This is a genomic window from Pelobacter seleniigenes DSM 18267 (assembly GCF_000711225.1).
In the GTDB taxonomy this organism is placed as follows: Bacteria; Desulfobacterota; Desulfuromonadia; order Desulfuromonadales; family Geopsychrobacteraceae; genus Seleniibacterium; species Seleniibacterium seleniigenes.
Genome location: NZ_JOMG01000005.1, coordinates 360,731 through 373,309 on the forward strand (window position 1 = coordinate 360,731; position 12,579 = coordinate 373,309).

Annotated in this window: 13 protein-coding genes and 1 tRNA gene; 9 read left to right on the forward strand and 5 right to left on the reverse strand. The window is 50.2% G+C overall.

From position 1 onward, the window contains the following. The 9 genes from N909_RS0122870 to N909_RS0122910 all read left to right on the forward strand — a co-directional run bounded on the left by N909_RS0122870 (position 1) and on the right by N909_RS0122910 (position 6,630). Positions 1–303 (forward strand): DUF503 domain-containing protein, encoded by a 303-nt coding sequence (locus tag N909_RS0122870; protein WP_029918426.1) that lies wholly within the window; start codon positions 1–3, stop codon positions 301–303. Then, complete coding sequence (gene rbfA, locus N909_RS0122875; protein ID WP_155006058.1) at positions 300–683, forward strand: 30S ribosome-binding factor RbfA; 384 nt, start codon at positions 300–302, stop codon at positions 681–683. Before N909_RS0122870 ends, rbfA begins: the two co-directional genes overlap by 4 nt. Further along, positions 646–1,596: a DHH family phosphoesterase gene (locus N909_RS0122880; protein WP_029918428.1), complete on the forward strand. Its 951-nt coding sequence runs from the start codon at positions 646–648 to the stop codon at positions 1,594–1,596. Before rbfA ends, N909_RS0122880 begins: the two co-directional genes overlap by 38 nt. 5 nt (positions 1,597–1,601) lie before the next feature. Next, on the forward strand, positions 1,602–2,507 hold the full coding sequence (gene truB, locus N909_RS0122885; protein WP_029918429.1) for a tRNA pseudouridine(55) synthase TruB: 906 nt from the start codon (positions 1,602–1,604) through the stop codon (positions 2,505–2,507). Between the two features lie 116 nt (positions 2,508–2,623). Further along, on the forward strand, positions 2,624–2,890 hold the full coding sequence (gene rpsO, locus N909_RS0122890) for a 30S ribosomal protein S15 (protein ID WP_029918430.1): 267 nt from the start codon (positions 2,624–2,626) through the stop codon (positions 2,888–2,890). 176 nt (positions 2,891–3,066) lie between these two features. Next, entirely contained in the window at positions 3,067–5,163 is a 2,097-nt protein-coding gene (pnp, locus tag N909_RS0122895; protein WP_029918431.1) for a polyribonucleotide nucleotidyltransferase, read from the forward strand. Positions 5,164–5,242: 79 nt separating this feature from the next. Further along, positions 5,243–5,716 carry a dUTP diphosphatase gene (gene dut / locus N909_RS0122900; protein ID WP_029918432.1) on the forward strand — a complete coding sequence of 158 codons (474 nt, stop codon included), beginning with the start codon at positions 5,243–5,245 and terminating at the stop codon, positions 5,714–5,716. After that, entirely contained in the window at positions 5,697–5,966 is a 270-nt protein-coding gene (locus N909_RS0122905) for a YbeD family protein (protein WP_029918433.1), read from the forward strand. The genes dut and N909_RS0122905 overlap by 20 nt, the downstream gene beginning before the upstream one ends. 55 nt (positions 5,967–6,021) lie before the next feature. Next, on the forward strand, positions 6,022–6,630 hold the full coding sequence (locus N909_RS0122910) for an L-threonylcarbamoyladenylate synthase (protein ID WP_029918434.1): 609 nt from the start codon (positions 6,022–6,024) through the stop codon (positions 6,628–6,630). Positions 6,631–6,742: 112 nt separating this feature from the next. On the opposite strand, the gene N909_RS0122915 is transcribed toward N909_RS0122910, so the two are convergent. The 5 genes from N909_RS0122915 to glgP all read right to left on the reverse strand — a co-directional run bounded on the left by N909_RS0122915 (position 6,743) and on the right by glgP (position 12,445). Next, positions 6,743–7,813 (reverse strand): type IV pilus twitching motility protein PilT, encoded by a 1,071-nt coding sequence (locus N909_RS0122915; RefSeq protein ID WP_029918435.1) that lies wholly within the window; start codon positions 7,811–7,813, stop codon positions 6,743–6,745. A 9-nt stretch (positions 7,814–7,822) separates the two neighbouring features. Then, positions 7,823–9,637, reverse strand: a complete 1,815-nt coding sequence (locus N909_RS0122920; protein WP_029918436.1) for a DUF4388 domain-containing protein — start codon at positions 9,635–9,637, stop codon at positions 7,823–7,825. Between the two features lie 517 nt (positions 9,638–10,154). Then, positions 10,155–10,241, reverse strand: a tRNA-Leu gene (locus tag N909_RS0122925). A 53-nt stretch (positions 10,242–10,294) separates the two neighbouring features. Further along, positions 10,295–10,627, reverse strand: a complete 333-nt coding sequence (gene secG / locus N909_RS0122930) for a preprotein translocase subunit SecG (protein WP_029918437.1) — start codon at positions 10,625–10,627, stop codon at positions 10,295–10,297. Positions 10,628–10,729: 102 nt separating this feature from the next. Next, a complete protein-coding gene (gene glgP, locus N909_RS0122935) occupies positions 10,730–12,445 on the reverse strand; it encodes an alpha-glucan family phosphorylase (protein WP_029918438.1) in 1,716 nt (571 codons plus the stop codon). Positions 12,446–12,579: the final 134 nt, after the last annotated feature.

Sequence of the window (12,579 nt, forward strand, 5' to 3'; positions counted from 1 at the left end):
ATGGTTGTCGGTGTCATTCGACTCGACCTGCGCTTGTTCGGTATCCAATCGCTGAAGCAGAAGCGGTCCGTCGTAAGCCGTCTGCTGAATCGCCTACGGTCAAGGTTTCCGGTTTCCATTGCGGAAGTCGGACACCTCGACCTGCTCCAGAGAGCACTCTTAGGTGGGTCTATGAGTGCTGCGGACACCAAGAGTATTCAAGCTGTTTTCAAAAAACTTGAAAACGATGTTTATGCATCCGGTAGCGTGGAAATTATCGCTCTGGATTGCGAATATATTCATGTTGGAGAAGATTTTCATTGAGTCGTTACCGTCCCGAACGAATGGCTGAGCAGATTCATAAAGAAATTACCCGCTTGCTGATGTTCAGTATCAAAGATCCACGGGTTGCTCCGGTGACCATTACCGGGGTGAAGGTCTCCCGGGACCTGGGTTCCGCCCGGGTTTATTTTACCGTCTCTGGAGATGCTGCCGAAAGAAAAGAAGCCGTCCGCGGCCTGAAAAGTTCAGCTCCATTTATTCGGCGTGAACTTGGTCAGGTTATGCAGGTCCGTTTTATCCCGGAACTGCATTTTCAGTACGATGAGTCAATCGGCTACGGCCAAAAGATAGATGCGCTATTGCGACAGGTACAGGACGATTTGAATGATTCTTCAACAGATCCATCAGCAGATCAAAACTAAGCAACGCTTCCTGGTCGTCGCTCACGAAAATCCCGACGGTGACGCCATTGGCTCAACTCTGGGACTGGCCCTGGCCCTGCGCGATATGGGCAAAGATGTTGTGGCCTTTAATATTGACGGGGTGCCGGATATCATGGGGTTTATTCCTGATCATGATTTCCTGGCCAGCCAGTTGCCAGAAAATGTTCATTTTGATGTGGCTTTTGTTCTTGATTCAGGAGAGTTGAGACGGGCCGGGATTGACGTAGCCGCGATCAGCGACTGCATTATCAATATCGATCATCATCCCCACTCCGATTTCGGAGATATCTGCTATCTCGATACATCCGCGAGTGCAACAGCGGCATTGATCTTTCGGCTGTTGCAGGAGTGCAAGTACCAGCTGACCCCGTCGGTGGCCAAAAACCTTTACCTGGGAATCCTTTCGGATACCGGGTCATTCCGTTATTCCAGCGCCAATCGGGAAGCTTTTGAGATCGCTGGTTGTCTTATTGGCCACGGCGTTGATCCCTGGGAAATGGCGAGCAGCATTTACGAAAGCTATCCGCCTCAGCGCATGCGGTTGTTAGCCATGGTTCTGCCGACCCTGGAACTGTCAGCCTGTGGGCGCTATGCTTCGGTCAGCATGTTGCGTGAGGATCTGACCCGATCCGGGGCGACTGAAGAGCATGCCGACGGGTTCGTTAATTACCCACGTGCTGTTCGAGGCGTTGAAGTCGCGTTGTTTTTCAGCCAGGTTGAGTCCGAACTCTTCAAAGTCAGTTTCCGCTCCAGAGGCAAAATCGATGTGGGTAGCCTTGCCCGGCATCTGGGTGGCGGTGGCCATCACAATGCCGCCGGAGCTAAAGTCGCCGGAACTCTCGATGCTGCCAAAGCCAATGTTTACAACCACCTTGACCGCCTGCTTGCCTGATTCTCGTGCACGGACTTCTCCTTTTAGATAAACCCGCTGGGTTGACCTCGCATGATTGTGTGCGCCAGGTCAGAAGATTATTCAAAACCCGCAAAGTCGGCCATGCCGGAACCCTTGATCCACTGGCTACTGGGGTATTACCGATTGCCATTGGCAACGCAACCAAGATTTTGCAATTCCTGCTTGCTGAGGATAAAAGTTATCGCGCCACTTTTAAACTTGGCATAACCACGGATACGCTTGACAGTGACGGTCAGATTGTTCTGCAGCGTCCGGTCCCCTCAATATCGAGTCAGAGCCTTGCCGACATCTGTGCCCGCTTTACTGGTGAAATCGATCAGCAGCCACCGATGTATTCAGCTTTAAAAAAAGACGGGGTGCCACTCTATAAGTTGGCCCGGCAGGGGAAGGAGATCGAACGGCCGACCCGTCGAATCAAAATCTTTCGCCTGGATATCATTGAATCAGTTGCAGATCAGGTCACGATAGAAGTAGACTGTTCGAAAGGGACTTATATCCGTTCCCTGGCTCATGATATAGGTGAAGTGCTGGGGTGCGGTGCGCATATCACCTCGTTACGTCGGTTGTGGACGGGTCCTTTCTCCATCGACGAATGTACCACGCTGGAAGAATTAGGGAATACCGCTGATAAGCAACAGTTTCTAATATCAGCTGATTCGGCTCTACGCAACCTGCCGGCTGTCGTTTTGAACGATTCAGGTTTGGCCCGGTTGAAATTCGGCATCCCGCCCCAGGTTGAGGAGGTTGCTTTGGATCAGACGCCTGAACCTGGAGTTGTGGTGCGTTTGCAGGCCGCAGGAGAGTTGGTCGCTATGGCGCGCTACGCACCTTTACGTGAAAATGAAAAACGCGGCGATTTCGAACTTATTCGCGTCTTTGTAAGTCATTAGAAAAAGATAGTTTAATCTTTACAGATACGCTTTAACTATGGTAGAAATCGCAGCCTGAAGATATTGAAAAACAGCCACGCCACTGGCTTTATCGAAAACAAAAAAAGGAGACAACAGTGCTCGGCACAGAACGCAAACAAGAAATCATCGAAAAATTTAAGCGGCATGAAGGTGATACCGGTTCGCCGGAAGTCCAGATTGCTCTTCTGACAGAGAGAATCACCTATCTGACAGATCACTTCAAAACCCACAAAAAAGACCATCATTCCCGCCGGGGACTGTTGAAAATGGTCGGTCAGCGTCGCCGTTTGCTTGATTACCTGATCAAGCAGGATGTTGAGCGTTACAGAACGGTCATCAAGGCTCTCGGTATCCGCCGTTAAAAAGAGCAGCATGTCCGTCAGGGACATGCTGCTTTTGTCTTTTGGTCTGGTAGAGGAGGCTGTCCGGAGAGAATGTCCGGCTTTACGGCGGGTGTTGTCTCGGGCCATCCTCCTTACTGGAAATCATCACTGGAGTCCGGAAGGCCGGATTCCCTGTTTCAAGGAGTAAATATTTTATGGCCTATCAAAAGGTTGAAGTAGAATTCAATGGTCAGCCCCTGACTATTGAAACTGGAAAAGTTGCCCGTCAAGCTGACGGTGCTGTCATTGTTACCTATGGCGAAACCAAAGTTCTCTGTACGGTCGTTTCCGCCAAAACCATGCGTGAAGGTCAGGATTTCTTTCCGCTGACCGTTAATTATTCTGAAAAATTCTATGCCAGCGGTAAAATTCCAGGTTCGTTCTTCCGCCGCGAGCGCGGAGCGACCGAGCGAGAAACCCTGATCTGCCGCCTCATCGACCGTCCCATGCGGCCGTTGTTCCCAAAAGGGTATATGTTTGAAACCCAATTGATGCCGACGGTTATTTCTGCCGACCTGGTCAATGATCCCGATACCCTCTCCATGGTCGCTGCTTCAGCTGCCGTCAGTGTTTCGGACATTCCTTTTGATGGCCCCATTGCCGCAGTTCGGGTTGGTCGGGTCGAAGGACAGCTTATTGCCAATCCGACCCTTGAGCAAATGGAACAAAGCGATGTCGAAATCGTTATCGCCGGTTCTCGTGATGCGGTCATGATGGTTGAAGGTGAAGCTAAATTCCTCACCGAAACCGAAATGCTGGATGCAATTTTCTTCGGTCATGAAGCACTGCAGCCGCTGATCACCATTCAGGAAGAGCTAGCCAAGCTGGTCGGCAAGGAAAAACGCGCTTTCCAACCGCCGCAGAAGGATGAGGAGCTGGTCGCCAAGGTTACCGAACTGGCCGAAGCCAAAGTCGTTGAAGCGGTCAAAATCCGGAGCAAACAGGAGCGTTATGCCGCCCTGGCCGATAATCGTGCTGCCATTCAGGAACAACTGGCTGAACAGTATGAAGGACGCGCTGATGAAATCGCCGCCGCCCTCGGCGCGGTTGAAAAAATGGTGGTCAGGAGAATGGTAACCCGTGACCGGATCCGCATTGACGGCCGGGACATGGAAACCATCCGCCCGATCACCTGCGAAGTCGGTGTTCTGCCGCGGGCCCATGGCAGCGCTCTGTTTACCCGTGGCGAAACCCAGGCCCTGGTAACCACCACTCTGGGAACCGCCGTTGATGAGCAACGGATGGACAACATCCAGGGCATGGAATTCAAAAAATTCATGCTGCACTATAACTTTCCGCCGTTCTGTGTCGGTGAAACCAGCATGCGGTTGTTCCCCGGCCGTCGTGAAATCGGCCACGGTATGCTCGCCGAACGTAGTGCCGCCCAGGTGCTTCCCAAACATGAAGACTTTCCCTACACCATCCGGATCGTCTCCGATATTCTCGAGTCTAATGGATCTTCGTCCATGGCTTCCGTTTGCGGCGCTTCGTTGTCTTTGATGGATGCCGGGGTTCCGATCAAGGAGCCTCTCGCAGGTATCGCTATGGGACTGATTAAAGAAGGTGATGATATCGCTGTTCTTTCCGATATCCTTGGTGATGAAGATCATCTTGGGGATATGGATTTCAAAGTCACCGGTTCCGCAAACGGCGTGACCGCACTGCAGATGGATATCAAGATTTCCGGCGTAACCAAGGAAATCATGCAAAAAGCTTTGGAGCAGGCTCGGGCCGGCCGGATTCACATCCTCGGTGAAATGGCCAAAGCTCTGGCAACTCCGCGTGGCGAATTGTCCAAATATGCACCGCAGATTACCAGTATCAAGGTCAAGCCCGACCAGGTCAGGACTGTTATCGGTTCCGGCGGGAAGAATGTGCGCGGCATCATCGATGCGACTGGTTGCGCCATCGATATCCAGGATGACGGCACCATCAATATTGCCTCTGCTGATGGCCTTGCTGCCAAGAAAGCCATCAAGATGATTCGTGACCTGACTCAGGAAGCTGAAGTCGACAAACTCTACATGGGTACCGTCAAAAAGATCATGGAGTTTGGTGCCTTTGTGGAAATTTTCCCGGGCACCGATGGTCTGGTCCATGTCTCTGAGCTGGCCAACGAGCGGGTGAGAAATGTCACCGACGTGCTCAATGAAGGGGATCAGGTCCTGGTCAAATGTATCGGTGTTGATCGGCAAGGTAAAATCAAGCTGTCCCGCAAGGCAGCGCTAGGCCTGGAACTGCCCGAAGAATAATCCTCAGCAGTTACAGCTACGAAATCAATCAGCCGGTGAAATTTTTTTCACCGGCTTTTGTATCAACGGGATGAACAAAATGGACAAACCCTGCATTCAGGTTAAAAAGCTGCATGAAGATGCCGTGTTACCACGCTATATGACGGATCTCGCCGCCGGGATGGATGTCTGTGCCATGGTCAATGAAGAGCTGCGGCTGCAGCCGGGAGAACGTTGTCTGGTCCCAACCGGGCTGGCCTTTTCGATTCCGGTCGGTTTTGAAATCCAGGTCCGGCCTCGTTCCGGACTGGCGATCAAGCACGGGATTGCCCTGGTCAATTCACCGGGGACCATTGATGCCGATTATCGTGGCGAGGTGCGGATCATTATGATCAATCATGGTCATGAAGAATTTGTCATTCAAAGTGGTGATCGCATTGCCCAACTTATTGTTGCGCCGGTGTGTCAGGCGGTTTTAAAAGAAGTGGACGAATTGGACGACACAGCCAGAGGGGCAGGAGGATTCGGCCATACCGGTAAAAACGGAGAACAGCGTGAAACAAACCAACCCTGAAGAGTTGCTCGATTTTCCCTGCCATTTTCAATTTAAGGCGGTCGGCCTGGCCGGCGATATTTTTCAGGAAGGAATTATCGAAGCGGTGAAAAAGCATGCCATGGTGTCACAGGATGCAGTTCGCTGCCGCCCCAGCGGCCAAGGTAACTATCAGGCCGTATCAATTCTGGTCATGCTTCACAGTTATCAACAACTGACTGATATTTATGCAGAAATGCGCCAGGTTCCCAACCTGAAAATGTTGCTTTAATGGGTTTCTCCGGCTACTATGGTAGGCGACACTGGACTCTACCGGGAGACTCGATATGCTTATTTCAATCAACCCTATTAATCCTCAACCGCGCCTGATTCGGCAGATTGTTGAATGCCTTAAACAGGGCGGGGTCATCATTTACCCCACGGACACAACCTATGGGATCGGCTGCGACATTTTCAACCGCAAAGGTGTAAAAAAGATTTTTCAGATTAAACAACGGGACAGTCATAAACCGTTTTCCTTTATTTGCACCGACCTCGCTGAAATTTCCAGCTATGCCCAGGTCAGTAATTTTGCCTTTAAAATTATGAAGCGCCATCTGCCGGGTCCGTATACTTTTGTTCTGGACGCTACCAAGGTGGTTCCAGACTCCTTGAGCACCAAACAAAAAACCGTCGGCATCAGAATCCCCGACAGCCCCATCTGCCAGGCTATTGTTAAGGAACTCGGCCATCCGTTGGTGACCACTTCCGCCAATATTTCCGGAGAACAGACCCCGGCTGACCCCTATGAAATCAATGAACACCTGGGACACCTGGTTGATATGGTTGTTGACGGCGGCATTTCCATGAATGAGGCTTCGACCGTCATTAGTCTGCTTAATGATAGTATCGAAGTTTTGCGACAGGGAAGCGGGGATACCGGTTGGATAGAGTAGCCGCAAGGTTGCGATAACTTCAGCAACAAAACAAGGAAAAATAGTCACTATCCGGAAACGGCCATCAAAGACAGTTGATGGCCGTTTCCTATTGAAAACAGCAGAGCTGAGCTTAAGTAAAGGTGAGTTTTCGCTCCAGGTCCATTGAGGTCGAAACCCGTTTGGCTTCCCGAACCGTAATCAGGCCTTTCTTACACAATTGAATCAAATGCTGATCCATTGACTGCATCTGGTACTGGGCACTGCCTTTTTCAATATGACTGCCGATTTCGTCGAGGTTACCTTCACGGATACAGGCCTGAATGGTGGTGGTGGTTCGCATGACTTCCACCACGGGCAGAACCGCTTCCCCACTTTTGTCTTCAATTAACCGGAGAGAGACCGTTGCGACAAGAATGTCCGCCAGTCGCTGCCGGATGATCCCCTGAGTGTCCGGTGGAAAATGGCCGACAATCCGGTTGATAGTCGAAACCGCACTTTGGGTGTGCAAAGTTGAAAATACCAGGTGTCCGGTTTCCGATGCCTTGATACAGGCATCAATAGTTTCAAGGTCCCGCAGCTCACCAACCATGATTACGTCCGGGTCCATGCGCAGCGACGCTTTCAGGGCCGAACTGAAGTTCTGGGTGTCAATGCCGACTTCTCGCTGAATTATGCAGCTTTTTTGCGATTTGAAAAGAAATTCAATCGGGTCTTCGATGGTGATGATGTTATAGGCATATTTTTCGTTAATATGATTGATCATCGATGCCAAGGTCGTGGATTTACCGTTGCCGGTTGGTCCGGTTACCAGCACCAGTCCGTTGGGAGCCTTGACGATCTCGGCCAGGACCCCAGGCAGTTTCAGATCCTGAAACGTGCCTATTTCAGGGGGGATAACCCGCATGACAATGCCGATATTCCCTCTTTGTCGAAAGATACTGACCCGAAACCGTCCACCACTGTTAGCCAAGGCATAAGAGGCATCAAACTCGGAAAAATCTTCGGGCAACTTGCGTTTATTTTTCGCCATGATGGTGGCCGCGATGAACTCAGTGTCCTGCGGCTTCAGATCGGGCAGTTTGGAGCGCAAAAGCTGGCCATGGGCGCGAAAGAAAGGCGGATTGTCAACCTCAAAGTGGATGTCGGAGACGCGTTTTGCAAACGCGATTTCCAGAATCTGGTTGAGGGTTTTGATATCCATGCGGACTCCTTAATGAACAACATCAGGCAATGCAGAATTCTTTAGCTGCTTTCTGAATAATGCGTTTTCCATCGAGATTCCCGCCTGACCGGCAAAGAATTCCAGAAAATCCAGCGAAATATCTTTGGCTTTCTGATGGCCAAAATCTGCATAGGTAACTGTAATGATTCGATCATTGCTTTTCAATGGCAAAAGCAGAATAGTCGGGTCGGCAGGGACGCCGATCTCAGGATAAAGCAGATCCCCCAGCATGTCGTCATCCGAACTGCCAAAAAAACTCTCCCCGCTGCTGATGACCTGTTGAAAAAGCGATTTTTTCCGAATCGGAATCCTGGTTTTCATGGGCGGGGCAGGGCCCGTAGCAAGATCACTGATAATCCCGATACTGCGTTCAGCAATCAGCGCATCACGATCAACAATCAGCGTCAGGCTGCGGGCAAAGAATTCGCCGACAAACTGCAACAGCAACAAGGAAATATCCGGTGCTTTTTTAAGCAGGCGCAGGCTGGACAGGCAGTTGCGCAACTTGGAGAATTGCAGACGCCGTTCTTCATTGAAGCAGCTGCGGATATAGGTGCTGAACGAATTGAGAAATTGGATGGTATCCACTACCGGTGCATCATTTTGCTGTGAAGGGTCTGGGTAAGGGAAAACCGCCCTCATTCCATCATTCAATGATTCCAGTGAAAAAGAATAATCGCCCGGACTAGCCAGTTGAATCAATGAGATATCCGGATGCTGCAGCATCATGCGCGAGCGCAGTTCCATCAGCCCCTGCTTGGTAAAATGTTCTGCCGCCGGGTTAGGGCAGCCGAACACCACAATCGGTTCAAGGATTTTTTTCAGGGTTCGGTCAACAACCCGCTCCAAATCTTCCTCGTCCTCGGGGGCAAAGGCCAGGATACCTTCGCGTTTGCAAACCGTCATAATCGCATGGCGCAAGAACTCGTCATCGCTGTAAAGAATGACCGCCTGCGATCTGACCGCCGGATGAAGGGCCAGTGGTTCGTCCGGCAGGGGCAAGGAGACGCGGGTCAGAAAGTCGACCATGGCATCAGAAAAACTTTCCGAAACAGTTGGCAGGGTGCGGGCAATGACCTGACGGTGAATATCCGCCGGATCGAACGCTTCCAGAACCTGAAATGTGGATGGTTTTTTCCGTTCGATTTTATCGAGATCGGCAAGACCCAGAATATCCTCGGAAACGACAACGTCCTCGCTGGTATACTCTGGCTGTTCTTCCTCAACAACCCCAATTGGAGTAGACCCCTCCAGGTCTTCGCCTTCGTCTATTAATTTGATCTCCCCGGCATGAACCTTCTCATCAAAAATCCGCAGAGCGTCCATCAGCACCATTTGAGTGTCCAGGCTGACGTCCTGCAGGTGAGTGGGGAGATATTGATACTCATCGTTGATGAGAACCGTCTCCGTATCCAGTGTAAAAACCCCACGACTCCAGCTGACCATTTCCACGACAGTCATTTCAATCAGGGTCTCAAGGGCCTTGTAAGCCGAATCCTTGGACAGGCCGCAATGATCGTGCAGGGTCGCAATCAGCGGCTTACGATATTCGCCGGCCAGTTTTTGACTGATCAGAGCTCTTTTAAGGTCGCTCTCGTTGATGATCTTACTTTCGACGAGGATTTTACCGATTTTCAGATCATCACTTGAATGGGTTGCACAAATGATATAACCATCACGAAAAACCAGTTGCCCTTCGCCCTTGCGGCTATAAACATTCAGAGTCCCCGATTTTCTGGTGGAGTGGATCAATTGAATAACATCAACTATCGGCAGTTGTTCCAGTTCACCGGTCAGTGGCATACGATACCTCTTTAATTAGCTAGTTGGCGTCCGGAAACTCCGGATGGCAACGGCTATGTTTTCAGATTGGAAACAAGCAAATTTTCGTTGTGGCAAGGAAATCAAGGGGTTGCGCGGAGGCGTAGTCCTTTACGCCGCACAAGAAAACCCGTAGATTGACACCGCCACAACGAAAAGGGCCGTTTCCGGATGAAAACTAGCTAGCGATTCATGAACTGTCGACATCCCCCCGTAACTACACTTCAATAAAGTTAAAATATATTAAACTCAAAATAGTTAAAAGTTTCAAGTATTATCTAAAAATGTTCCCAATTGTTAATTAAAACAATCAACATAACAGTTGTGTAAAGAAGTACGTTGATCACTCAATAGGGACAGAATATGGATGAAATGTCCACGGTGGGCGCCCGGGAATGGATGGGATGTTTAAGCATCAGGGATAGGGGGGGCAGCAGAGGCTGAATACAAAAAATCCCTGCAGAAGATAAATTCTGCAGGGATTTTTGAGGGCTAACTTTGGTGCCGAAGGCGAGACTCGAACTCGCACGACCAATTGGTCACCACCCCCTCAAGATGGCGTGTCTACCAGTTCCACCACTTCGGCAAGCGGGAAGTATATATACTGAACGTCCTTCCAACTGTCAATAGAGAATTTAATTATTTTTTTTCCGGGGCAACCGGGGTCGGCGCAACCGGAGTTGCAGGAGCTGCCGGAGTCTGTACTGGTGCGGCAACCGAGCTCGGCATAACCGTCTGAGAGGATGCGGAGCCATAAAAATAGGCCAGCGACAGACTGGTCAGCATAAAGATAATGGCAGCACCGGCAGTGATTTTACTCATGAAGTTCCCGCTTGTGGAACCGAACATGGCTTGGCTTCCACCTGCGCCGAACGAAGCGCCTGCCTGCGCTCCTTTACCCATTTGCAGTAGCACGATAACGATCAAGGCAATTGATACGATAATATGCAGGCCAATCAAAACTGTTGTCATGCAATGTCTCCTTGTTGTTTTATTTTGAACCGCCGAAAATTATCACAGTTGTAGTGCTATGAAAAGTTAATTTTCTTCAAACTTTTGTCTTTTTGGCTTCCGTTAGTGAATATAGGCCTCGGTGACATAGCGACGCATCATGACGTGGGTGTTGAAGTAGTAAGCATTTTTACTGATTGCGTTTTTCATTACCGCAATCCAGCCCGCCCGATCCTGGTAAAAAAGCGGGATGATTTTTTGCTCGAGTTTGGAATACATGTCTTCCAGGTCTTCATCCACTCGATTATCTTCAACCCCGACCGTTTCCGGCGGCGGCCCGATGGCCCAACCGGTGATTCCTTCCATATGTCCTTCGATCCACCAACCGTCCAGGACACTGAAGTTGGGCACGCCATTAAGTGCCGCCTTCATGCCGCTGGTTCCTGATGCCTCAAGGGGACGCATGGGGTTGTTGAGCCAGAGATCCACGCCGGGGATGAACTGCCCGGCAATTTCCATATTGTAGTTTTCCAGATAAACCAGGGTCATCTTACCGCGCATTTTTTCGGCGTGCTGAATAATATTGCGAATGACCTGCTTCCCTTCGTTATCCCGGGGATGGGCTTTGCCGCCAAAAACCAGTTGCAATTTACCTGTGCCGATGTCTAGCAACCGGTCCAGGTTTTTAAAAATCAGGTCGCCGCGTTTATAGGTTGCAGCCCGTCTGGCAAAGCCTATGGTCAATTGATCCAGATTGAGGTCAATTCCGGTTTTTTCACGGATATACTGAAAGAATAGCGCCTTTGAGCCACAGTGGGCGTCCCAGATTTCATGGTCTGGGATATGGTCGACCCGGACCAATAATTCTGGTTCGTTAGCCCAGCCCGGCAGATACTCATCGAACAGGTTGACGAAAAAAGGGGAGCACCAGGTAAAAGGATGAATGCCGTTGGTGATCGCATGAATTTTGAACCCTGGAAACAGGCGTTGAGAAATCTCGCCGTGGCGTTTGGCGACACCATTGATGAATTTACTCAGATTCATGGCCAGTAGCGTCATATTCAATTCATTATCGTCTGAATGCTCTTTCAACATCTCGAGGCTGAATTCCGGCGGCATGAGTTTTTCGACCAGTGCGTAATCAAACCGATCATGCCCGGCCGGAACCGGAGTGTGGGTGGTAAAGACGCATTGATTGATAATCTGTTGGACCGCTACAGGGCTCCCGTTTTCGAGAAAAGATTGATCCAGGGGCATTCTGGCGCTATTTAGCAGCTCCACTGTGAGCAGACTCGCATGCCCTTCGTTCATATGATATTTTTTGATGGAAAAATTGAGGGTTCTCAAGATCCGCGCGCCACCGATTCCGAGCACGATCTCCTGTTTTAAGCGCATGGTTTTATCACCGCCGTAGAGATGATCGGTAATGGCCCGATCCCGGTCGTCGTTCCCGGGAATATCGGTATCCAGAAACAGCACCGGAACTTCGCCGCCGGTAGGACTTTTCACGCGATACAGCCAAGCCTGTAATTTAACATCGCGATTTTCGATCGTAATCATGGCTTTTTGTGGCAATAGTTCCATGTGATTTTCAGGAAACCATTCGATATCCGACTCTTGCTGCCAGCCAGTGGTGTCGAATTGCTGCAGGAAATAGCCTTTTCGATACAGCAGGGTTACCGCGACCATGGGTATCTTCAGATCGGCTGCGCTCTTGATCGTATCCCCGGCCAGCACGCCAAGCCCACCGCTATAGGTTGGAATTTCAGCGCTCAGGCCGATCTCCATGGAAAAATAAGCGATACGCTGATCCTGAATATAAAATTTACATGCATCCATGACAGGTTCTCCCGGGCAGCAGTGCATTGATCTATAAAGTTTAACAAATGTGTTTGCATCTACAGGCAGATGTATTAATTTGATAGGCGGTCAGCTTCGAAAATACTCAAATACTTCCCTTCTTTTTTTCGGAC